The sequence below is a fragment of the Ruegeria sp. CH11 genome (assembly GCF_056537105.1).
The window spans coordinates 269,046-292,789 of sequence record NZ_JBQFQX010000005.1; the positions used below are offsets into that span (position 1 = coordinate 269,046).

The window sequence follows — 23,744 nt, forward strand, 5'->3', positions numbered from 1 at the left end:
GTATCGGTCTACATCTCGCGGTCCGGAAACGGGAACTCGGGGGGTGGCGATGTATTGGATTGGAAACTCCGCGTCGCGGCATCACAGACGGCATAGCCCCAGTTTATCAACTGTTCCTGCTCTTTGTCGGAAAAGCGGTTCAGCCTTGTGCGGGTTCTTGAAAGGTCCAGAGCGGTTTCGGGGCTAACGGTCAGGTTGGGCGCCAATTTGATCTTGTCTGGCTTTTGTCCAATTCCCCAATAGGCAAGTTTGTTCCCGCGCCATTTCAGCAAGTCGTACAGATATCGCAGGCGAACGCCCCGCACCTGATCCATCGTCATGTTCAGCGTGCGCAGAACCTGTTTCGGCGACAACAGCGCGAACCCGCGTTTCAAGCGGAACGCCGCACCTGCGTCGCTAACCAAAACGGTACCATAGTGATCGATACGCTCGACACCCAGGTTGTCATAGGATCCGCCATCGGTCAGTTGCAATTCGCGCTTCTGATCAACGTCATCGAACAGTTCGGCACCGTTCATCCAACTCCAATCGTCCGGGTTGAACTGCAAAACCACCGGCGACAGGACCGGTGGAAAGGCGCTGGAGGCCGCCACAGCCTTTGCCAGACGGAAGCCCGTCACGTCTTTGACCTCGCCAATCATATAGTCAGCAATGCGGCGATCGGAAAACCGAACCAGGCGCCCGGTCGACAAGTTGGCTGCCTTGTAGATGAAATGCGGCGCTGCGGGTAGTTTATCCAACGTGCAACCATCATAAAGCGCTTCGTCATAGGCATCCATCAACCGGTCAGTGACGCCTTTGCCAAAGGGCAGCAAGCCCAGAATGATGACTCTCAGATCCAGTGTCCGACTGCAAAGTTTGCGCAGCGGCGCAACGATCTGATCCTGAAACTTGGGGGAAACACCATTCGCGTCAAACTTGAGCTCGTCCCATTTGACCGCCAGACGCCCCGATACAATTGATCCGCCCGAGACACTGGTGATGCGGTCGAGTTGTGGCAGCAGCCCTAACTCGTTCATCCGGATCAACGCACCGGTATGAAACAGAACCGCCCGGAAGCCACCGCCAGACAACGCAAGACCCTTGAGCGACTTGTACGTGTTGGGTTGTGAAGCAGGTTCAGACATCGGACACCTCGTTCAAAATTTCGGGTATTTCATCGTGGTTGCTGTACCAGATCGGGGTAATTCCCAACTCCTTCAGTACGGCCTCGTCCATGGCTTTGTCGACATCGTCGACCGCAGACGTGATCCCGCGAATGTCACGCTCGTACGTGGCCGCCCCTTTCTGTGCAGGACCGCGAGAGAACCCGACGGTCTCGGACGCCCCCCAATTCTTGACCCCGGAGTTCTCGAATTCATAGTAGAGCCCAATCGCCTTCTTGTTGATTTCGTCAACGGCCTTTTTCTTGACTTTGATCTTTCCGGGTTTGCGCATCAGCGCATACAGGTCCGGACGCACAGGCGCTTGTTTCAGCGCATCCAGCAGCCTGCGAATGTTCCTGTCGGACAAAGACAACCCGACCATGACGCCGATACTGTTGGACATCTCACGCAGTTGGACGATGTTGGACCAGTGATAGGGATCGGTTGCGGTCTGGTTATATTCCTCTTCCGAGAACACCAGCCCACCATCCCGATTGTTCGGGTCGGGCGCAAAAGGCAGGTAGCCGTGAACGTGAAAAACCGGCAGATGCTGTGCCTCGGGCGGGGTTTTGTCGAACACAGGTGAAACGCCCCGCTGGCCAATGTCCATCAGGGAGCGCTCAAGCAGATCATCATAGTTGTAGGTAATGACCGAGCGGACGCCGAATTTCTCCGATGCTTTGGCCAGACACAAATCGCGAACCGCGTTCAGCGTCGCGTTGCGATCCGTCGGGGGCGGTTCCTGCTGGGTCAGTTCTTCGGTCTGCAAACCATACAATGCGTTGCGCAGAGCCGTCTTGAACTCGTCTTCTCCGGTGTCACTTTCCGACAGCATCGCCTTGAGTTTCCGGGCGGTGATTTCCAGCGGTTCCTGGCGCGTGTTTAGGTACCAATCCGCGATGGCGAAGAGATAATTTGGGTAAGGCCTCCATCCTTGCAGATGTTGTTCGGAAACGGTTGCGAAATAAAGCGCCAGAACCAGTTTCTCCCAGGTTGGCAAACCGCTTCCGGCTGATACCCCCGCCCCCAGATACAGTGTCAGGCGTTGGTCAGCAAAGGCCGCTTGCAGCTTCTTACGGTGTTCCTTGGGAATTTTGCTACGCACGCTGCACCCCCTAAAACCCTATGGGCCCCAACAGGTCGATCCTGACCCCGCGCCGATCTGCTGGCACCTTAATGTCCAGATTGCTCGCTGCGCCCGCGTGGGCGTTGATCCAGAAGGCCAACCCGTCATTCTGTGGCGTCCACGGCTTGCCCCGGCTCGTCGCATAATCGAGGCTTTTTGCATCGATCTCGGCAATCGAATAGGTAAAATGAAAAGTCATGGCCGCGCCGTTGCGTGCCTGTCGGATCATGTCCAACGTCTTGGGATGCGGGTTGCCATGATCGCCATTCCCGCTGAACACGTAGTGGTCCGCTGTCACACGCTCAAAGAACTCTGCCTCGGAACTGCGCGGACTGCCATGGTGCTGCACTTTTAGAACGTCGACATGAAAGCTGCCGCCAGGTTGCAACAGCGCGCGTTTCTCAAGCCCGGTCAGAACCTTGTCGCCGCGGGCATCGCCGGTCAAAAGCACGGATCTACCGCCTGCTTCGCACAGCATGACGATCGAAGACAGGTTGGTCACACTGGTATCTTTCGAGAACGCCGCCAAAAACGCGTCAGCCGCCGGGATGCCCAGCCCTTTCTTTTCAAGATATTTGTCATAGTCCCGCTGCAAACGATCGATCTCGGCCCGCATCGGACCGATTATGGTGATCTTTAGGTCTTCCCCGAAACTGTTGACCACATCGGTGCCGGTTTCGCTCATCTGTATCAGGTCTTCTGGTCGGAACGGCGCGTTCACTGCAAGCCCCTGCGCCACCAGAGGTGCCAGAGCATTGCGCAGGTCGCGGCCCTGTCGGATGCTTGCCAGAACAGCGTCGCTTTCGTCTTTTTCCTCACCCAGTATCCGCATCAAATCGGATCTGCTTTCGTTGGAATTCAGCGACGCCAGGCCGTTCACAACCACTGGCAGGTCATCTGAGGCGTTTCCTAGAATGTCGTCAAAGACGTTGTGCCAAAGCCGATGGATATCCAGAAATCTGGGATCGACACCGCCCGTGACGATCTCGGCCTCGTTGCGCACCAGTTCAAGCACGCCGTTGATGTGATCGTCATCCAGATGACTGACGACAAGCATATCGACGGTAAGCGGCTGTGTGGCGGTGAGGCCCTTGTGCTTTCGAATGTCGTCCAGCCTGGGACGCAAAAAGGGGCCATAGACTTGCGAAGGTCCCCCATCGACAACACAGATCCCGGGGTTGGCGGCAGAGCCGAAATACAGGATCAGGCAATCACCCTTGCGGGCGGGCAACGCTTCGAGTGAAAGAACTTCCGGCACGTGTTCATCCTCCGTCAGACCGATTGCAGAGCGCGCAGAACATCGACCAGTCCCGCGCCTTGGAAGGCGCGCTCTCGGCCCAGATCGGTGGCCGAGCTGCATAAAATGGCTTTGATCCGCTGCGGCTCGCCTCGCAATTCCTTGAACCGGGCCATCAGGATCGCCGCCGCACCGCTGACATGGGGCGCAGCCATCGACGTCCCTTCGAGTACACCCAACTGCCCGTTACAGACCGGCGCGTTGATCTTTTCTCCGGGTGCGACCAGATCAGGTTTCATCCGACCATCCCCGGTTGGGCCACGGCTGGAAAAATAGCTGACACCGTAGTTGTGCGGCTCGCGCCTGTGCGTCGAACCGACCGTGATAACGGCCTGCGCGTTGCCGGGATCGGTGATCGAGGTGTCCGTGTGCAGATCAACCACACCCGCGGCAGTGTGAAACTGATTATACCCGCGATTTCCGGCTGCTGCGACGACAACAACCCGGTTTCCCACCAGATTTTCTGCCTCGGAACAAACCGGCGTACGTCCGCAGGCATAGTTGGTCACGTCATGCGGGATCGACATCGAGATGTTGACGCCGTGAACATACAGAAAATCCTGCCGCTGGTTGAGATAGCGCACCAATCGTTGGGCCGCGATAACAGCGAATTCGGTGGTTTCGGGCTGATCGCCGACGACCATCAGGTCGATCAGCTCGATATCTCGGCACATGCCATAGACCCAACGTGGTCCTTCGCGGCCATGTTCGATCCATGCACCGCCCAGCGTCCCTGCCACATGCGTTCCGTGATCATTGCTGGGTACGACCGAGTGATCGACACGCAGCAATTCCTCGACCAGTTCCCAATCGAAGGGTCTGCCTTTTGAAAGGTCGTCAAAAGCGGTTTCCACCAGCTCGCTCACACGGATGCGTAACGGGCTCGATGTCGATTGCGAACCGGTTCGGTTGCGCAGAACCGTTTCCACCAGGTCTTTCCGACCCTTCGCGTTCCGGATCAGATCCCTGTCACGAAACCTCTTGAGGATGGTCAGATCGTATTTCGCCTTGACCCGCGAGCGTTCGGGCGCAACGGCTTTGCCAAAGAAATCACCTTTCAACAAATCGTTTCGCTCAGTGTCGTCTTCAAAGCGGTAGAAAGCAGGATGCGTGGCGTCGATACCTGAATCGATGACCGCCCAGGTGATTTTGGCGGTCGAGATATTGAACACCCGATAGGCTGCATCCGCTTTGGTCGTTGTCACCGACTCCATGCTGCTGACATCCGCCTTACGGTTCAGGCTGAGCGTGAAAATCATCCTGGGATCGAAACTTGCACCCTGATCCGCGTAGAAACGCGTTTTGGGTTCGGACCGGCGGCGCAGATGCTGCAGATCAAGGATTGAGCCGATGGATGACATAATCTCACCCACGCTGATCTGGTCCAGCCGCCGTATGATCAAACGTCCATGATCCTGCGGTTCGGTCGAGTTGCTTAGCTTTGCGATCAACTCTTCGCTTGGGCTGCGCGCGGCCTCAAGCATGGCGATCAGCACCAGAATCCGCAGGGTGCTATCCGGTATGGGCTGAATGGGTTGGGTGGCATCGTTGTTTAGACTTGCCTGAAGTTCGCTTAGCCGATCAGTGCGGGAAATGTCGTCAGAGCCCAGAAAGACAAAGGCTGCACCCACCAATACGGCGATCCGCTCGACCTGAAGTTCCTCTACCCAAGCCCCCAATCCATCTGTTTCCCACCAGCGAGTCAGCGGCATAACGACGTTTACCACCTCGCCCAGATCGAGCCGGGCCGTTGTCAGACCAGGTATGTCAGATACAGCGTTCCGGTGGGTCTGGTTTGGCGGACGCTCCCACGATTGGAACCTCGCCTGCAGTTCATCTGCGACGTGATGGGCTTGGTGGCCATGACGCGGTACCAGCAGACAATCTGGCGTCGCCGAAGGATTTGCCGCCAAATGCATCCAGATCTCGGGCAATACCGGCGAGTCCTGGGTAAAACGCTGCCCACCGGATGCGCTGTACAAAACGGACTTAACCAATTTCGCGTCAATTGCGACGTTCTGCATGAAACCACCTGTCATAAACTGCTGTCAGGCTAACACCCGATCGGTATTTCAACAAATGATTGAAGCACTTTGCCGGGATTCAGCCAGACGCCTTTGAGATAGCGGCTGGCTGTTCTTGCGCGTTCAGTTACGCTAGGGTGTTGTCATGAAGCTGATCCACCCTTTCGTCGCACGCTTGGTCATTTTGATCTATGCGATGTCTGTCGTGGTATCGACTGCAGTTTCGGCACTCGCCGCGAACCGGGTCGCCTTGTTGATCGGCAACTCGAACTATTCCACGCCAGATATGGCCTTGCGCAATCCGGTGAACGATGTCTCGGCGCTGGGCGACGCGTTGCGAGAGCTGGGGTTCGATGTCCTCGAAGCCCTGGATCAGGACGCCAGCATGATGCAGCAAGCCCTGACCGAATTTGGCACAGCCGCCAAAGGGGCGGATATGGCGGTGTTCTTCTACGCGGGTCACGGCGTGCAGATTGGTGGCGAGAACCATCTGATCGGCACCGATTTTCAAGGCAGCGATTTGAACGCGCTGCGCCGAAGCTCGATCTCGATCGACACGGTGCGGGACGTCATCGCCAAAGCAGGTCCGAAGGTCGGCATTTTGTTGCTTGACGCTTGCCGGAACAACCCGTTTTCCGACAGCGGGCTGGTGCAGCGCGGGCTTGTCAGAATACGAGGCGGTGCCGGATTGCTGATTGCCTACGCTACCGATCCCGAAAATGTTGCCTATGACGGCTTGGGTCAGAACAGCGTGTTCACGTCCAGCCTGCTGGATCATATAGCCACTCCTGATCTCGACATCAGGCTGATGCTGGGCAGGGTACGTCAACAGGTTGTATTGGAAACTGATGGGCGCCAAATCCCGTGGGTCGAGGAATCGGTTCTGGACGATCACAGCTTTGCGCCGGGACTGCCATCTCAAGCGGTGGAGGATGAAACCGCCGCCGATCTGGCGCATTGGCGCAATGTTTCATCCAGCTCTGATACTCAGGACTTTGAAGCATATCTCAAAAGTCATCCAGACGGTCTGTTTGCGTCCTTCGCGCGCGAAAGAATTGAGACGCTACAGGCTGGAGCTGATACGCCTTTGGCCCCCGTCAGCGCTTCGCTGTCGCAGGCCAATCCCGACCAGGTCGCAGCAGCGTTGCTTGCCTTGGGTCATCTGAGCGATAGCCAGACCCGCGAACTGGGTCCCGCGTTGAACAATTATCGCCGCCGACTGCCTGCGCAAGAGACCGCATCGGCCGAGCGCCTGTACGAAGACGCTGCGCAAGTCTCGGTGTTTCTGGCGGCAACCACGTTACAAAGGCTACGCACAGATATTGTCGCATTGCGGAGCGTCGAACGAACACTGGCCATTGCCGAAGGCGCTCTGGAACAGATCGAAGAAATTGCCCGGTCCAACGCAGATGCCCTGCCCGTTCTGCAACAGGCACGCAATGACGTCTATGACATCTACCGCTCGCGTGGGGTCATCCTGCGGCGACTGGACCAAAGCCGCAGCTATTATGATGAGATCATGAACCGTGCGGCAGTGTTCTTTCCGCCGGGTATTGACGGAACAATCATCAGCGGGGCAGCAGATGCGCGCGATTTGGGGTATGCAAATGCCCAATTGACCGACGACGCTGCCCTGTTCCTGCGCCATGTGGCACAGGTCGAAGACAGCACAAAAGGGAGTTACCAATGGCTGGCCGATCTCATTCCACCCGACTGATCGCTGCCGCGATGTCGGCGTCACTTGTTCTTTCGGCTTGCGGAGGATCCAAAGAAGCCCCTGCTCCGGAAGTCGTCGCAGGTGGAACGACACAGGCCGAGGCGGATCTGGCCAAACAGGCAGCCGCTTTGCAAAAGACCATTCTTCAGGGTGCGATTGCCGGAGGTGTTACCGGAGGCGCGATCGGATTTGGCCTGGGCGGGGATGATGACATCGGCAGCGGCATCGCCATCGGTCTGGGTGCAGGCGCGTTGGCTGGAACATATGTCGGCTTTATTCAGAAGAAATACGCCGGGCGCGAGGCGCGGCTGAGACAGATCAAAAACGATCTGGACAGCAACGCCGCCGAAATGCAGACGACACTAAACGTCATGAATCAGGTCCTGGCGGCGCAGAAGGCCGAGTTGGATGCACTGAACGCCCGCGCTGCAGCTGGCTCCGTCGATCAGGCGGAATTGCAGCGCGAATTGGCCGAGGCAAATGGCAACCTGAGCCAGATGGAACTTGCCATCGACGGCGCGACGAAGCGGCAGGCTGAATTTGCCGAGGCACGAAATCTGACCATTGCCCGGGGCCAGAGCGCCTCGCCCATCGATGGTGATCTGGCTGCATTGTCAAACCAGATCACGCAGATGCGCGGTATCGCCAGCGATCTGGCCTCGTCGTTATGACCGGGTTGACCGTGATGCGTTTTGCCCTTCTTCCCTGCTTTGCGCTTATGGCCTGTCAAACGACAACGGACCCGGCAGAAGGCGGCTTTTTTGCCGGTGTCTCCGGCATTACAACCGGGGCTTATGACGCGCGCGTCGAAGCTGCCGAAGGGGATGTTGCGGCGGCGCAGGCTCGAAACGACGCCTTGGCGGCGCAGTTGCGCACCTCGGAGTCCGAGCTTGCCCAACTGAAACTGAAAATCCTTCAGCAGCGCGATTCAATCGGTGGCGGGGACGCTGCCACCGCCGCCAGAATTGACCGTGTCCTGAACAGCAATCCCCAAGGTGCGACGCCCGAGGCGCGGCTCGAAGCGCTACAGCGCAGCATTTCCGAGGCGCGCGCGCTCAGCGCGGATCTGGCGAAACTGTCGGGTTAACGGCGGGTCAGCCCTGGCACCCGCCCAATGCCCAGCGACGGAGGTTGACCTTTAGACCCCCACCAAACGGGTGTTCTTTAGTGACGTTGCCCGCCGCAGGCCGCTGCACATAGGTCTGCGCCTGATCGCAGAGCGATTCAGCGGTCCATTGATGGCAGTTCGAGCAGGTTTGTTCCTTCCAAAGCTCCTCCGGCAAGCCCTCGATCGGCGGAAATTGCGGAGAACCGGCGATCAGGTCCTTGATTGTCTGTCCCCGCACACGCTTGTTTCCGAAAGTCAGCACCGATTGCAGCGTGACCGCATCAGTTGCGCTGATCTGACCTGTATTGGTCCCTTCGGGCGCAGCGCCGCTGGGCTCGGCCTTGCGGGTCACGGTCTCGTCCTTTAGCCGCAGGGCAGCGAGGCGTTCGACAGCTGCGTCCGAGAACGCACCGCTTGGAAAGCTGTGCAGGTATACCTCGTAGGAATGGATCGTGTCGTCGGCCTGTGCCAACTCATACATAAGGCGATCGGTTTCGGTCGCTTCGGCGATTTCTTCCTCTGCCGAAGGGGCCGCGGGATCGGTTGATGGAATCGTCCCAAATGATTCAGCCAACACCGTCTGCAATAGTTCATTGGCCTCGTCCGAATGCAGACTGTCGGGATAGGTGCGCAGGAACAGCATAATCTGCACCGGGTCGCGACCTTCGACCACTTCCTGCCACTGCTCTTCTTCGGTCCTGTGCGCGATGATCTTGGTTTCGGTTTCAGGTGCGAAGGCAAAATCCTGAGTCAGAGATGACGTATCCCACGGTGTTTGCAGGCCACGGGTCTCACCCAGAACATCGACCCGGACTTTCTTGAACAATTGCTCGATCGCCATTCCCGGGGTTTCGATATGTTGGGCAAGGCTCAGTGTGAAAGGACTGTTGCCAGCGTTCCCGTCCAGAGCGACTCCGCCCGGATCGGTCGCGTAGGCCAAAAACGTGCCTGTCGGCGCTTTCATTTCAGCGAGCCCATTGTCATCCATATCGGCCAGATCTTCGAACGGGTTGTTGCGGCAGGCATCAAGAATCACGATATTTGTCCGGTTTCGGGCCGACGCCATCTGGTGCAGCACCGAGCGCGCCTCGACCGCCATCAGATCCAGGTCCGCCGGGTCGCTAAGCGAGATATCGACCGGCAAAAGATAGTTGGAACCAAATGACTGAACGCCGTGCCCGGCATAGTAGAACAGGCCAATCGCGTCTTCGCCGCCTTTACGCAGATCGCGCCCAAATTGTGCAATCGCGCGTTTCATATCGATTTGGTTGCTATCGGACAGGTGCCGAACCTCAAAACCAAGACCTTGTAATTTCTCGGTAATCAGCTTTGCGTCGTTGACCGGATTGTCCAGGGGCGAAACCGAGCCATACTCCGAATTGCCGATCACCAACGCCACGCGCGGCTCAGCCGCCCCGGCCACGGCCCAGGCTGCCGAAATCAACGCGATTAATAGCCCATAGATGCGAAGCACGTTTTGCCCCTTGTTTTTTTGCGACCCTTGCCCGTGACCTCGGGGGCACCAAGCCGCTTTGAATCTCTATATTCCGCTTTTTTGGCTTTCTTGTGGCCACGCCCTGTCATATTCCCAAAATAGTATCAAGCATAGGAAGAGGTTCACACATGCGGCGTTCAACCTTTATGCGAAATCTGATTGCCATGGCAGCGGTATTTTCGGCAAGCGCCGCAATTGGACAAAGCGCCGACCCGTTCGAACACGGTTGGAAACTGGACGCCGAAGCCTCGGAACTGCAATTCCTGTCGGTGAAAAAGAACTCGGTCGCCGAAAACAGTGGGTTTGCAACCTTATCCGGCGTGATCGGGGCGGATGGTACGGCTGAAATCCGCGTGCAGATGGACAGTGTCGATACCAAAATCGACCTGCGAAATGTCCGTATGCGGTTCTTGTTTTTTGAAACATTCAACTTTCCCGAAGCGATTATAACCGCCCAATTACCCGCCGATGATCTTGTCGATTTGCATCAGACGCGCCACAAGATCATCGATTTGCCCTACAAACTGGCGCTGCACGGCATCGAGAAGACCGGAACCGCGCAGGTGGCGATCACGCTAGTGGACAACGATCGGGTTGCCGTGGCCAACACGACGCCGATTGCGATTGCCCTGACGGATTTCAACCTTGAAGAAGGTCGCGCGAAACTGGAAGAGGCCGCAGGCGTCGATATCCTACCTTTCGGGTTTGTCAGCTTTGGCTTCGTGTTTGATCGCGCCCAGGCGGGGACGCCGCCGCAATTGGAACTGGTTGCCGCAACGCCGGGTGCCGCTGCGCTTGAAACCAAAGGCAATCTGGATCGGGCCGCCTGCGAGGGTCGGATGGAAATCCTGTCGCGGACGGGCAACATCTATTTCAACTCGGGCAGCGCGCGCCTTACAAACGATTCAATCCCATTGCTGACCAACCTGCACGACATTGTTGACCGATGCCCCGAACTGACGATCGAAATTGGTGGTCACACCGACAGCGACGGTTCTGAGGCTGCGAACAGAGCACTCAGCGAACGCCGTGCGCGGGCGGTGAACACCTATCTGGTCGAACAGGGGATCTCGCCGGAACGGCTGATAACTGTGGGTTATGGCGAAAGCCGACCGGTCGTATCCAACGACACTGCGGATGGCAAACGCCGCAACCGCCGAATCGAGTTTGTGCCGGTGAACTGACCAAAAAAGGCACAGCGCCGGTTTTAGTCCTGTGCCAGAATGATTGGATTGAACCCGCCGCTGCGCCATTGCTGAAGCGCCGCGATAAAGTTAGGGCCCGGGACACCGTCGATCGCGCTGTCGTAATAGCCAGCCTTTTGCAGCAGCGTCTGTACTTCGATCAGTGTTTCACGCGACCACTGGTCGGACGCCAGCGACAACTGGTTAAGGATTGCACCGTTATCTTCGGCCGCACCCCGCAAAAGCATACGCGCCGCCGCTGCCGGGTCTCGTGGAACACCCCGACCTTCATCCAGCAGGATCGCTGCAGCAAGATAGCCCTGATATTCACCATCGCGGGCGGCCTTCTGGAAGTATTCAAGCGCCTGCGCGGGCTCTCCGGCAATTCCATCCTGCACTAGAACCCCAAGGTTGAAGGTCGCCTTGGCCGAGCCGCCATATGCGGCACGGCGCATCAGCGCGATGGCCCGGTTGTCATCCTTCGGCACGATCTGACCTTCGAACAGGGTTACCGCCAGATTGATCATTGCATCGGCACTGCCACCCTGCGCAGCGCGTTCATACAATTCCAGCGCCTTGTTCACGTCCTGCGCGACACCCGTCCCGCTTTCGTGCAATTGCGCAAGCGACACCATCGCCCGCAAGTCACCCTCGGCCGCAGCCTGTTGATACAGCGTCACCGCCCGCTCGACATCGCCGGCCGCGATTGTTGCCCGCGCCAGAAGGGCCACGTAATGCGGCAGATCGGGTGACTGTGCTGCAGCCGCGCTGCACGCCTGTATGGCTGTCAAAGCGTTTTCCTGCAAGCGGCTGAAAGGTACGCCGGGTACGCTGGCCGTCCGGTCGCGCGGGTGCGTGGCAAGCCGTTCGCATATGCCACCGGGAGAGCTGTCTTCGGGGCGTGGGATCGATGCGATCAGCAATTCCGCCTGATCCGCGTGACTGCCATCGGGGTATTGTTCCAGGTAAAATTCAAGCAAGGGCCGCATCCGGCTGCGCTGGGCAAGCTTCCAAAGACGCTCGGCCTGTTCGTCCTCATCTTCGACCGACAGCGCACGGGTCAATGTCTCACCCTGCCCTGCCCGATCCAGAAAGGCCGTCACCTCTTCGGCGTGCGCACCTTGCGGATAGCGATCGATATAAAGCTGCATTAGCGACGGTTCCTGCGCATTTGCCGCAACCTGCCACAGCAGGGTTTCCTCGGATGCCGTGACCGGGCTGTTGTCGAACCGGAATTGGCGCGTCAGCGAGGAATTGTCCCACGGGATCTGCCGCCCACCGGTCGAGGTCAGAACATCCTTGCGCACCGAAATCAGCAGATCCGAAATATCCTGACCGGGAGTGTAGATGTGGCTTAGCAATGCTTCGGTGAAGAAACTGTTCCGCCCGGTCCCGTCATAGGCGACGTTATCCGGCTGGGTTGCATAGGCGAACAGAAAATCCGCAGCGCTGCCGACACGAGCCAGACCCTCACCCCCGACCTCTATGCCTGTTCCCTCGAATGGGTTGTCGCGACAGGCGTCCAGAAACACCAACCGAATTCCATCGGATCGCTCCATCCGCCCGACGAATTCCTCCATGGCGATGGTCTGTTCCGGAATATCCTCGGCGCTCGACATCTGCGCGTCGACCGGCACCAGATAGTTCCGCCCCTCAACCTGAAAACCATGGCCTGCGTAAAACAGCAGGGATACATCCGAATCCGCCGCTGTCGCGCCATAGCTTTCGGCCAACGCCAGCATCTCGGCCCGCGTCAGGTCGGTGCCCAGAAACACATCAAAGCCCAACCCTTCCAGAGCGATGGCAAGGTCCGAGGCATCGTTGATCGGATTGTCCAACGGGCTGACGGACGCGTAATCGGAATTGCCGATCACCAGCGCGACCCGCTTGTCTGCCAGTGCCGCGCAGGCGCTGAACAGCGAAAGGAAAATGGCAGCAAAGCAACGCATTACGAACACAGGCTGGATCTCCGGAGACTTACAGGCCAATGGCGCGCGTCAGACCGATTTCGGCCTGACCAACCGCGGCCACAATCGTTTCTACCTGTTGGTTCTGGATCGAGACAAGCTCTGGATCCGTCGCTCTTATCAATGTGATGGCTTTGCGAATTTCACGCTGGGCCTGACGGATCTCGCGTCGGGCGGCCTGCACCGCTTCGCGCCGAATGGCAGCGCGTTCTTCGGCGGTAGTGGCCAGTGCCAGCTTGCGGTTGGCCTCTTCACCTGCCGCGCGAATACCGGCGCTGGCGCCGCGAATGATGTCGCCGACAGATTCCAGACCCGGTGGCAAGCCTTTCACGATTGCATCCAGATCAGATGCATAATCATCCATCGCCTCGGCCAGACAGGCCAGATACTGACTGACGTCATTGCCTTCCGAGGCACAGGCGGCAACCTCGCCGTCAAACTCCTGCGACGCGTTCTCTACGGTGCCCAGGGCCGCTTCTGCTTCGGCCACAGTGGTAATGGCTGTACCGCCACCGCCTTCTCCGGTGATCGTGGTATCCACCGTCGGCGTGACTTCAACGGTCGGTGTTGGCGGAACTGGAATGATCGTCGTGTCATCGGTTATGACCGCCGCACCGGGCAAGGCGCTAACCGAATAGACCTGTCCGCCGCTGCTGGTCGCCGAGCTTGTGCCAAGGGTGAACGTGGTCGCGCCGGGCGACGTGTCAGCGAAATTCAGGTTGCCAAAGATTTGCGACGTGCTGAGCGAATCTGACGGCGGACCGAACCTGTAGACCGATGGCCCCCCATAGACCGTTCCTGTTGTCGAGGCGCTGGACACCTCGCTTGCGGGCACAGCGACATCATCCGGAATGGCAAATAGAACTGGCGAGGTTGTGTAGTTCGCCGGGTTCGTGCTGCCGTTGCCAGGGGCCCAGACGCTGGTGAAATCCCAGCCCCGTGCCCGGGCGCGGTTGTAAAAGCTTTCGGTGTCCTGCAATTGCGATGTCGTCAGTGAGGTGCCTCCGGCGCTGCTGCTGACACCTGTTGTCTGCCGGTTCCAGAACGAATTCGTGACTGTTGCCGGAGAGGTGTTGAAAACAACCAGACCGCCGAACGTAGTCGAGGCTGAGCCGTTTGAGGTGATATCGCCATTCGCGTATGTGCGCTCGATCCGACCGACTGTACCAAAATCAAGGTTGATGTCGTTGTCGACCACCAGCCCGCCGATCGTTACGGTATCGTCGATGCCGTTGGCCGTTATGTCAGACGTGGAATATGAGTCCTGAATTGTGCCGCTGTTAAAGGTAACCAGACCGGCCCCAAACGCATCACCCATACCCGTCTGACTAGTCAGTATGACGGGACCGGAACTGTTTGACCGCTCGATGGTTCCGGTATTGTCACCAACCAAGCCAGCAGCCGCGAGGAAATCATCAAACGCGTCTACCGGCGAAATCGCCTCGACCCGCGCGGTGCTGAAACTGTCTTCGATCGTGCCAAAGTTTGACACAACCAGCCCGGCCGCAACAGATCCGCCACCGGAATTCTCGGCCGTAACCGAGCCGCCGACCGAAACGCCGCTGATCAAGCCGTTGTTGATTACGGCAAGGATCGCGGCGGTTTCGCTGTCGATATCCGCATTGGTGATCGACAAGTTCGAGACAGACCCCGTCGGTCCGATCGTTCCAATGAACGCTGCGCTGCCGCCTTGATCGATGGTCAGCCCGTCGATCGAGAACCTGTTGCCGTCCAGAGACCCTGTAAGACCGGCAATCGGATCGAAACCCCCGCTCCAGCCTGAGGTAACCGAAGCGTCGATATCGTTGACCAGTTCGAAATTGGAAGCACCCAGTCCGGTGCTTCCAATTCCCTGAAGCCCATAGACATCTGTTATCCGGTAGGGGCTGGCAGACGACCCGCTGCCACCGACGGCGCGCAAAAAGCTGGCACCATCCGCAATCGAAAAATCACCTGCGGAGAAGGACGGGATCGAGCTACCGTTCTGTTCCCAAGACCCACTCGCCAAGGTAAACGAACCAACGTCGATAGCGCCGCCTGATCCGGTCTCAACTGTTCCGTCGGCATCAATCGTCAAACCCCCCACCGTCGCCGTGATTGCCGCGTTGATATCGATGTCGTTATCCGCAAGCAAAGTCAGCTCGTTCGCGCTGAACCAGGTAATCGCCTCTTCCACTGTGATATTACCGTCTTCGCCATCCGGACCACCGAGGCCAACCGGGGAGCCGCTACCCACTATGATTTCTCCGGCTCCAATAGTAGTGATTGTCACGTCCCCAAGGTCCAGGTTTGTAACGATTGTGGTTGGCGAAACCGTTCCGGGGGCTCCACTTGAATTGACCTCGATATCCGACGGGTCAAGCAGCAGTAAACCGTTGGACCCATAAGGCGCGCGCGTATCCGTCAGGCCCTGATAGGTGAGTTGGATCTTGCCCGACACTTCGACAAAGCCGCCGTCACCGCTCTGATCTCCACCGCGGGCCGAGTTGAACCCGAAGAAATCAGTCGCATAGTCAGACCAGACGATGATCGTACCGCCATTGCCCTGCGCACCACCATCGGCGATCAAGCGGCTGTCTGCATCAACCGTTGTCGTCTGCGCACGCTGCAAATCGCCCTGCCCCTGCAAATCGCCTCCGACACGGATCGACCCGCCATCAGCGGCACCCGCGCCGCTGGCATCCAGGGTCGCTCCGGCCAGTGCAATCGCTTCACTCGTGATTGTAATATCGCCTCCGGTTTGCGGGCGCACAACAGGCCGGGGAGAGCTTGCAACAAGCGTCCTGCGCGCAGATGTGTCGATCGTGCCGCTGACCTGCACCGCCCCGCCCGATCCGCCCAGCACCACCGCACCCGAAACGCCGCCGACCGAGCGTGCTTCGATGACGCCAGACATGTTGACGACCTGCCGTGCGGCGTCGCGCGCGCTGGCAACCTCCAGATGCACAAGGCCCCCATCTGCCTCGATCCGGCCAGAGTTCGAGACCAGCGCTTCCATCGCGTCGTCGTCACTGTCCGAAGGCACGGCGACCTGCAAGAACCCGTCGCCGGATATGTCCAGCGTAACCTGCTCACCGGCACCAAGCCCGACCTTGCCCAATGGAACCCGTATCAGGCCGGAATTCGATACACGCCCCCCGATCAGAGCAGCATAACCGCCAGGCACGATCGAGATTGTCCCGGCATTCTCAACCGCTGCGGAATTGCCGTTCCCGTTATATCGATACCGCCCGTTCAGAAAATCGTCATCGGTGATATCCAGCGTCGACGCAACAAACCCGGCGGTATTCACATGACCCGACGGTCCAATGAAAATACCGTTGGGGTTGACCAAATGAACCTGTCCGTTGGCATTCAGTTGCCCGTGAATTTGGCTGGTCGTGTTGCCGGTCACGCGGTTCAGCATGGTGCTGTTCCGTCCCGGTTGGTTGATGTCGACGCGTGATCCGCTGCCGATCGAGAAATCGTTCCAGTTGACGATCGCGGCGTCCGAGCCCTGATTGATCGTCATCTGTTGGCCATTCGGCTGTGTGATCGACACGTCACCAGCCGCGACCGAGCCACCGCTTGGCAAAGACTGCGCAAGTGCGGTTGTGCCCCAAAGCATCGCCGTGGCAGAAGCCACCGCAAAGAACGTTGTGTAAATCATTGAAAGTCGCTCAGAATCTTCGGCTTGCAACGATACTGAATCGGTTTCCGTCTGCCCCCAGGTCATCACGTTCACCTCTCCCATATTCCACTCGTACCGACCCGGACCGATAGGCCGAATCCTCAATCGTAAACAGGTCAAAACCCAAACCATACGAAGATGCTTTGGTTGTGCGTTGTTCGACAATAGTAGGTTGTTCTATACCTAACACGCCGTAGGCGCCGAACAAATACGGTTTGAAAATCAATGGCATTCCAGCCAGTTCAACTTGTTGTGCACGCCCGACTTCGGTGCGCAGCACCCACCCATTGTCACCGCGCAGCTCTCCTGCGTCAAATGCCGACAGTTCACTGGAACTGGCGATGCTGAACTGTTCCGAGGTCACCAGCGGATCGCCAAAGTTCTCTTGAATGCGCGCGTTGACGTTCAGCGACCAGTTCGCGTTCAGCGGGCGCTGGTATTGTGCCGACAGCACCAGTTTGGTGAACTCCGCGCTGGCGCCCTGCCGCGACAGCGGTGTGTCATCCGGACCGATTGATGTGCTGGCCCCAAAGGCGTCCAGACCGCGCGACAAGACCGCTCCGGTGCGCAGGAACGTGCCGTTATCGTAGTTCCAAATCGCATCAATAGTGGCCCGTAACACACTGAGGTCATCGTCATAAACCGGCAGGTCTGTCGACCCGATTGTCAGATCCTGAGAATCGCTGACCCGGTCCAGAATCAATTGCGACGACAGGTTGTACTGCCTCGTCCGAACCCAAGGATAATAGAGCCGGAAAGACAGGCGCTCGAATTCGCTTTTGTTCGGTATCGGGTTCGCATCCGGCTGCGCCTTGCTGGACGTGGCCTCGACGTTGAATGTCAGGCCATCATAGCCAATCGGAAATACCGTACCCGCCGCCAGAATGCGGTATTTCGCATCATCCGAGAAAAACCGCGTGGGCGAGCCTCCGGCGCGGAAATAGAATGTCTCACCCATCTCGAGCGCGCCATTCACCTCGAGACCGAGGCTTAGGTTCACCGGTCCCAACTCATCCGACAGTGTATTATCGAAGCCGTATGAACCGGTATATTGTTTGAATTGCCCATCCAGCGTCAGAATGGTGCCGCCACGAGAATCGCCAGCGGATAGCGTCGAGGACAGCCTGATGCCGAATATGTCGCCCGCTAGCAGCAACGCCCGTTCGATCTCTTGCAGGCGAACCCCGCGCTTGCCGATCAAAGGTCGGGTGATCGCAACCACCCGCTCTCGCGCCTGTTCTGGTACTTTTCCGGCGTCGATCCGTTCGACAAACCCGTCGATCACGACGATGCGCAGGGTTCCGCCGTCGCGCAGCACCTGTTGTGGCAGCACGACGCGGGACAGCACAAATCCGGCGTTGGTATAGGCGTTTTCCAGTTGGCTGGTGGCTGCAAAAATCTCGGAAACTGCCACCCGTTTGCCCGTTAGACGTTCGACAAAGCCGGAATTCGCGGCCTCCATCTGTGGCAATGCCCCTTCGATCTGAACCGCGCCGACGGTCACGATCAGCCGGTTGGCCCCTTCCGGAACAGGCGCGCCGGGATCACGCGCGACGGTAACAGGACCCGTACTGCGTTGATTTTGCGGCTGAAACGTGGATGGGGCCAGGTTCGATGCGCTTTGCGCCAATACAGCACCGACAAAGAAACCGCTGCAAAGCATCAGGACTGCAAGCTGAACGAAACGCCGGATATGCATCATTTTTGTGGCAACCTCAGCACATTAACCGACTTGGGCGTTTGAATGGAACGGTTTCAAGAAAATCCCAAACGATGGGCCAAAGCAAGGTTGATTTGAACATTAGTCCGCGCCTGTTGGAATTGCCCAACAGATGTGCATGCCCCGGGTCAGGGTTGTCTGTGTCGGAGTTCACAAAACTTGGTTTTTTCAGAAACTTTTATCGGTCGGACCGGATCACAGCAGACCACCGTCCAGCCATTCCTGAATCTTGTCGCGACTGACCTCGAAATGCATCGAGTCCTCGCGCCCCCATGCCGCGCCCCAGACCCAGCCTTCGTCGCGGAAAAAATCTGCCAAGATCGTTAACCCAAGCTGGGTTTTGCCATCGCCCAAGGTGTCAAGAACGCCATCAATGTTCAGGTCGACCGCCAACCCGTAGGCATGCGCTGAGGCCGAAGAGGTCGCGCCACGTATCCGACGTACGCACAACGAACCGGCAGTATTGATCCGAGCATAGAGGTCCGGATCCGTGCGACGGATGTTTTCGAACACCGTGCGCAGAGAATCGACCGCCGGTTTCAGCATCCGTACGCGCACGGGGCCAACCTCTTCCAGAACCAGCTTTTCCTCAAGACGCGGGTTGGTCATCGACTGGCAGTCATCCGTCAGGTCTTCGCGCGGAAGACCAAAGGTGTCTCGCAGGAACGAAGAATTCGCCAGCTCGAGCCCCTGATTGACCTTCTTCCGGTTGGCAATCAGCACAACTTGCGCGTAGGCATCGATAATCTCGTTCGGCGTCGTCGCGTCAAAACCATATTCATCCGCAGCATCGCCGGATTGCGGCAGCACCGAGCCTCCTCCGCTTTGCGACCGTGAAATCTCAAGCGACAACTGTTCGATCTGGTTGCGCATGTCTTCAACCTGTTGGCTGAGCATTTCGATCTCGATCCGCGCGCCTGAATCGATTGCGGGCCCCTCATAGTTTTCTTCGATAGGCACAATTAACGGAAAGACATACCACAGGATTGGTGCCAGAATGATAGCCACACCCAGGATGATCGCGGGAACGATACGCATGTCCTTGTTGTTTCCTGTTTCCTGCCGCCTTCGGGTCTGAACCTAGAAGCCGTTCGCAGGGTTGTCACGTGGTTGCCTAAAAAATGTCTATCAGAAGTGTGACTTTCTTCATTGTTCGACATTTGGCCCAAGGGTAGGCTGTTGCGCAAATTGGTAGGGGAAAACCATGTCTAAAACGTCTTCAATCAAATTCTTCTGTGCTTCGGCATTCGCTGTTGTCTGCGCGGCGCAAGCTTCGCTGGCCCAAACCACGGAATTGACAGCGGACGAAATCACCGACGCGTTCAACAAGCAAAAGACCCGGGGTCTGGTCATCGTGCCATCGACTCAGGACAACGCCGCGACCAGCACGACAGAAACAACGGCTGTTGCTGCGGCCCCGGCTGAGTATCAGCCCGTTGCCGAGGAAGATCAGGTGAACATCCAGATCCGGTTCGATTTTGCCTCGTCCGCGCTGCGCGAAGATGAAAAGCCCAAACTGTCATCGCTGTGTCAGGCCATGAAGGGTGTCGACGTCAACGTGTTCCAGATCATCGGTCACACTGACAGTGCCGGATCGGCCGAGTACAACCAAAATCTCTCGCTGTTGCGCGCGAAAGAGGTTAAACGCTTTCTCGTCGGCGATTGCGGTATTGCCGACGAGCGGCTTGAGGTGCTTGGCGTTGGCGAAGCGGAACCCCTTAACAAGGACAACCCGCGCGCGGATGAAAACCGTCGCGTTGAATTCCAGGCTCTCGGCTGATCGCAACCGCAGCAAACAAACGAACTTGAGGGCAGCATGACCGAATCCCGCGCAGGCGACCTGTTTCAGCCGGGCGATCTGGTGAACAATACCTATCGGATCGAAGCGATACTTGGGCGGGGCGGTACATCTGACGTCTACAGGGCCCGCTCCGAGATCTCGGGGCGGCTTGCCGCTTTGAAGGTTCTGAAGGCGGAATTTTCCAGCAATGACGACTATCTGGTCCTGCTAACCCGCGAGGAAGAAATCCGTGATATCCGCCATGATGCGGTCGTCCGGTATTCCGAAAACAACAGAACCGCGGACGGCCACGTCTATCTGGTGATGGATTATGTGGATGGTCCTGGTCTGGATCGGAAGCTGGCAGAAGGGCCAATGCCAGCGGGTGAGATTCTGACTGTCTGCAAAAGGGTGTGCGAGGGGCTCGAAGCCGCCCATGCCCGCAACATCGTTCACCGTGATCTGAGCCCGGACAACATTATCCTGCGCGATGGTGATCCAGCACAGGCGGTCATTATCGATTTCGGAATTGCCAAAGATACGAATCCCGGCGCCGAAACCATTGTTGGCGGCGAGTTCGCAGGCAAATACGCCTATGCCGCACCCGAGCAATTGTCCGGCAAAACCGATCAGCGCACCGATATCTATTCGCTGGGTGCGCTTTTGCTGGCCAATTTCCGTGGCAAACGGGCCGAGGCCGGGCGCAATCTTCTGGAAGTCGTCGAAAACAAGAAAGACCCCTTGGACACTGACGGCGTTCCCGAGCCGTTGAAGTCGATCCTCGACAAGATGACCGCTCCCAACCCAGATGACCGGTACCAGACCGCGACCGAGGTTCTGCGCGCGCTTGCCACCGCCCGGACCGGAGTGGCATCGACATCGCTGGCGTCGGACGATGATGCGACAGTGATTATCCCCAAAAGTAAGTCGCCGGAAGCAGATTTGGCGATGGCTGCGCCAGAACTCGCTGCCGAAGCGCCCGCACAGGCGCCGCAGCGGTCGCCGTCAAAACCCACCGAACCTCAGAAATCACGCGGGGGCCTTGTCGCTGGTGTCGGCGTTCTGGCCATCGCGGGCTTGGGGGTTGGCGGTTACTTCGGAGGCGTTTTCGACAGTTTCCTTGGACCACAATATCCGGTCGTTTCGCCCTACACACTTGTTGCTGACAAGCGCGAAGGCCTTCCCCCTCGTATTGTCGGCTTTGTCCCTTCAGAAAGCGCCCGCGACGCGATGACGGGCGAGATCACCGCGCAGGGTGGCGAAGTGGACCTAACGCTCGCGTCCGGTGACATCGCCGAAAACTGGGGCACCGCAGTGAACGATGTCATCAGCGCCGCCAAAGACCTGGACGCGTGGCGCCTGGTCGTTGACGGAAACGACGCAAAACTGACCGGGCAGACAACCGATCAGGCACTGCATACCGAGTTGGAACAGCTCTACTCTGCCGGGTTGCCCGCCGGACTACAGGGAAGCGCTGAGATCGAGCTTGAGCCTTTGTTCCTGCCTGCCTCCGAAATCCGGCCGATCCTGTCCGGTCTTGCCGATTGTGGGCCATTGCAACTGGTCGATGCGCCGACTACGGGCTATGGGCTCGAGTCTCCGATCCGCGTCAGCGGGACATTGGCGTCGCAGGACAGTCTGATCGGGTTGCAAACAGCCTTGACGGCGCTTGCGGGCGAGCGTCCATTGGACTTGCAGCAGGTTACGGTGTTGAACCCGCCGATCTGTCTGGTCGAAAACTTCCTTCCCCCTGCGCCTACAAGCGATATCTCTGTCTCGTATTTTATTGGCGAAGAGGGCGCCGCACCTATACCCAACCCATCCGGCGAATTTGCTGTCGGGCAAAATCCGGTGATCGATGTCGATCTGCCAGCGGATGTGCAAAACGGCTTCCTGTCCGTCACGATCGTTGATGTCTCGGGCAGCGTGTACCACCTGTTGCCGAATTTGAACCGCCCCGAAAACGATATCGAGTCGTTACGAGACGGGAATTCAGGTCCTATCTCAGTTCGAATTGCATATTCGCAAGATGAAAAGCTGGCAAACGACAGTTTGATCGCGTTCTCAGTCGACGAGTCATCTTTGGGCAAAAGCAAAATCCTTGTCTTCCACTCGGACGGCAAGCTGTTCGATACGCTCCGGCCGACAGAAGAATCCGCTGCCAGCTATGCTGAGGCATTGCGTGAGCAGGACCGAAACGTCGAGTCGCAGATCCTGTCTCTGGACAGCAGAATTATGACAACCCTGGAATAATTAACGCGGTTCGATCCCAGCCATGCCCTGCTTTTGCAAAGCCAACGCAGCCACACTCCCTACCCTGACGCCATCGGCCAATCTGTCGGTTCAGGCTGTGCCTCCGCAGATGATGAAACTGCTGAGTTTGCTGGGGCTGCAGGAAACCGCCGGGGGGCAGGCCCGAGCGGATATGAAGCTGAATGCGATGCTTCCTGCAATGACACCGGATATGTATCTCAAGGCGACAATGGCCGCGAATGCGCCCAATATCGCGTTGCCGCCGATCCTGCCGACCGATGGTGGTGGTGCGATCTCGTTGATGATGAAACTGGTCGCCACCGGTTATCCGCTAACCGATCCCCGCGCTTTGCTCGCTGAGGTTCAACAAGCGGTCGTCAGCCTTGCAAAAAACGTTCTGCCACAGGCGCAAACGATGCCGAAGATACCCGGCCCTCAGATGCAGAACATGACGCTGGCTGCCAAAATGACACTGGCCCTGCGCGCGCAAGGGGTCTGTCCAATGGCGCTGGCGGGGCTCGATTTCTCGCACGAGGCGAAGATGGAAGTTGGCGAGGCAGGCGGATCACGCGGGACCTGCTCGACCGCTCTGAACTTTGCCGCCAAACTTCCGCGCATCACCATGCCCCCGTTCGCTTTGCCGCTGCCAAAGGTCAATCTGGCGCGGCACTTGGCGCTAATGGCCCCGGCCGCGGCAGCACCTGCGGCAATGGGGTTACCCGCCGTCTCTGATCCAAAGCTGATGCAGGCGCTGATGAGCCAGCTGGCAAACCTGTCGACCATCCCCGTGCCCAACTTGCCGGTGTCGCTTGAGGATCTTCAGGCCATGGCGGATCAGTTGCAGGATCTCGCAACGATACAGGAAGCCTTTGGCCCTGACGCCCTTACCCCGGCTGGCGTGGCCCGCGTAAACGCGATGCTCAGCTATATCGCACGCCTCAACGTGCCTGTGCCGCTTGAAGCGCAGTCCCTGCAGATGCAACTGGACGCCTTGCCCAAGATCGACGACGTCACACAAGGTGCGCAGGCGACGCAAAGCAGTGCAATGAACCTTGCCGCGTCGATGAGCGTTCAGCCACCGCCCGTGCCAATTCTTCCTACGCTGGAAGCTTTGAAAAAACTTGCCAAATCTCTGCCGGGGCGACCATTGGGCCCGTGCGACGCGTGCAATACGGATATCGGTGCGATCCGCGACAGTCTGGCCGCAATGCAACTGCCGCCCCCTCCCGCGTTGCCACCGCTTCCGGGCTTTTCCTAA

At 58.1% G+C, this 23,744-nt stretch carries 16 protein-coding genes; 7 read left to right on the forward strand and 9 right to left on the reverse strand.

Annotated features, from left to right (window positions below; genetic code table 11):
- Positions 1-8: 8 nt before the first annotated feature.
- The 4 genes from ACR0LX_RS10915 to ACR0LX_RS10930 are packed head-to-tail and all read right to left on the reverse strand — an operon-like array spanning position 9 to position 5,592.
- The gene (locus ACR0LX_RS10915; RefSeq protein ID WP_480783751.1) at positions 9-1,127 is read right to left on the reverse strand and encodes a patatin-like phospholipase family protein; all 1,119 of its coding nucleotides are present in this window, start codon (positions 1,125-1,127) and stop codon (positions 9-11) included.
- Entirely contained in the window at positions 1,120-2,250 is a 1,131-nt protein-coding gene (locus ACR0LX_RS10920) for an SIR2 family protein (protein ID WP_480783752.1), read from the reverse strand. The genes ACR0LX_RS10915 and ACR0LX_RS10920 overlap by 8 nt, the downstream gene beginning before the upstream one ends.
- Positions 2,251-2,260: 10 nt before the next feature.
- Positions 2,261-3,529, reverse strand: a complete 1,269-nt coding sequence (locus ACR0LX_RS10925; RefSeq protein WP_480783753.1) for a ComEC/Rec2 family competence protein — start codon at positions 3,527-3,529, stop codon at positions 2,261-2,263.
- 14 nt (positions 3,530-3,543) lie between these two features.
- A complete protein-coding gene (locus ACR0LX_RS10930; protein WP_480783754.1) occupies positions 3,544-5,592 on the reverse strand; it encodes a S8 family serine peptidase in 2,049 nt (682 codons plus the stop codon).
- Positions 5,593-5,737: 145 nt separating this feature from the next.
- Between ACR0LX_RS10930 and ACR0LX_RS10935 the strand changes: the two genes are divergently transcribed.
- Genes ACR0LX_RS10935 through ACR0LX_RS10945 form a run of 3 tightly spaced genes read left to right on the forward strand, consistent with a single transcriptional unit; the run spans position 5,738 to position 8,396 of the window.
- Positions 5,738-7,309, forward strand: a complete 1,572-nt coding sequence (locus ACR0LX_RS10935; RefSeq protein ID WP_480783755.1) for a caspase family protein — start codon at positions 5,738-5,740, stop codon at positions 7,307-7,309.
- Positions 7,279-7,980 (forward strand): hypothetical protein, encoded by a 702-nt coding sequence (locus ACR0LX_RS10940; protein ID WP_480783756.1) that lies wholly within the window; start codon positions 7,279-7,281, stop codon positions 7,978-7,980. The genes ACR0LX_RS10935 and ACR0LX_RS10940 overlap by 31 nt, the downstream gene beginning before the upstream one ends.
- A 14-nt stretch (positions 7,981-7,994) precedes the next feature.
- The gene (locus ACR0LX_RS10945; RefSeq protein WP_480783757.1) at positions 7,995-8,396 is read left to right on the forward strand and encodes a hypothetical protein; all 402 of its coding nucleotides are present in this window, start codon (positions 7,995-7,997) and stop codon (positions 8,394-8,396) included.
- 7 nt (positions 8,397-8,403) lie between these two features.
- Here ACR0LX_RS10945 and ACR0LX_RS10950 read toward each other — a convergent pair whose 3' ends face one another.
- Positions 8,404-9,891, reverse strand: coding sequence for a caspase family protein (locus ACR0LX_RS10950; RefSeq protein ID WP_480573611.1), 1,488 nt, complete (start codon positions 9,889-9,891; stop codon positions 8,404-8,406).
- A gap of 149 nt (positions 9,892-10,040) precedes the next feature.
- On the opposite strand from ACR0LX_RS10950, the gene ACR0LX_RS10955 reads away from it, so the two are divergent.
- Positions 10,041-11,096 (forward strand): OmpA family protein, encoded by a 1,056-nt coding sequence (locus tag ACR0LX_RS10955; RefSeq protein WP_480783758.1) that lies wholly within the window; start codon positions 10,041-10,043, stop codon positions 11,094-11,096.
- A 23-nt stretch (positions 11,097-11,119) separates the two neighbouring features.
- On the opposite strand, the gene ACR0LX_RS10960 is transcribed toward ACR0LX_RS10955, so the two are convergent.
- The 4 genes from ACR0LX_RS10960 to ACR0LX_RS10975 all read right to left on the reverse strand — a co-directional run bounded on the left by ACR0LX_RS10960 (position 11,120) and on the right by ACR0LX_RS10975 (position 19,491).
- Complete coding sequence (locus tag ACR0LX_RS10960) at positions 11,120-13,045, reverse strand: caspase family protein (RefSeq protein ID WP_480783776.1); 1,926 nt, start codon at positions 13,043-13,045, stop codon at positions 11,120-11,122.
- Between the two features lie 28 nt (positions 13,046-13,073).
- Complete coding sequence (locus tag ACR0LX_RS10965) at positions 13,074-16,712, reverse strand: two-partner secretion domain-containing protein (protein WP_480783759.1); 3,639 nt, start codon at positions 16,710-16,712, stop codon at positions 13,074-13,076.
- 10 nt (positions 16,713-16,722) lie between these two features.
- Positions 16,723-18,435, reverse strand: coding sequence for a ShlB/FhaC/HecB family hemolysin secretion/activation protein (locus ACR0LX_RS10970; protein WP_480783760.1), 1,713 nt, complete (start codon positions 18,433-18,435; stop codon positions 16,723-16,725).
- A 213-nt stretch (positions 18,436-18,648) separates the two neighbouring features.
- A complete protein-coding gene (locus tag ACR0LX_RS10975) occupies positions 18,649-19,491 on the reverse strand; it encodes a M15 family metallopeptidase (RefSeq protein WP_480783761.1) in 843 nt (280 codons plus the stop codon).
- 166 nt (positions 19,492-19,657) lie between these two features.
- On the opposite strand from ACR0LX_RS10975, the gene ACR0LX_RS10980 reads away from it, so the two are divergent.
- From ACR0LX_RS10980 to ACR0LX_RS10990, 3 genes are read left to right on the forward strand one after another with little or no spacing between them, the layout of a single operon-like run.
- Positions 19,658-20,233 (forward strand): OmpA family protein, encoded by a 576-nt coding sequence (locus ACR0LX_RS10980; RefSeq protein ID WP_480783762.1) that lies wholly within the window; start codon positions 19,658-19,660, stop codon positions 20,231-20,233.
- Positions 20,234-20,269: 36 nt separating this feature from the next.
- Positions 20,270-22,486: a serine/threonine-protein kinase gene (locus ACR0LX_RS10985; RefSeq protein WP_480783763.1), complete on the forward strand. Its 2,217-nt coding sequence runs from the start codon at positions 20,270-20,272 to the stop codon at positions 22,484-22,486.
- Between the two features lie 22 nt (positions 22,487-22,508).
- Complete coding sequence (locus tag ACR0LX_RS10990; RefSeq protein WP_480783764.1) at positions 22,509-23,744, forward strand: hypothetical protein; 1,236 nt, start codon at positions 22,509-22,511, stop codon at positions 23,742-23,744.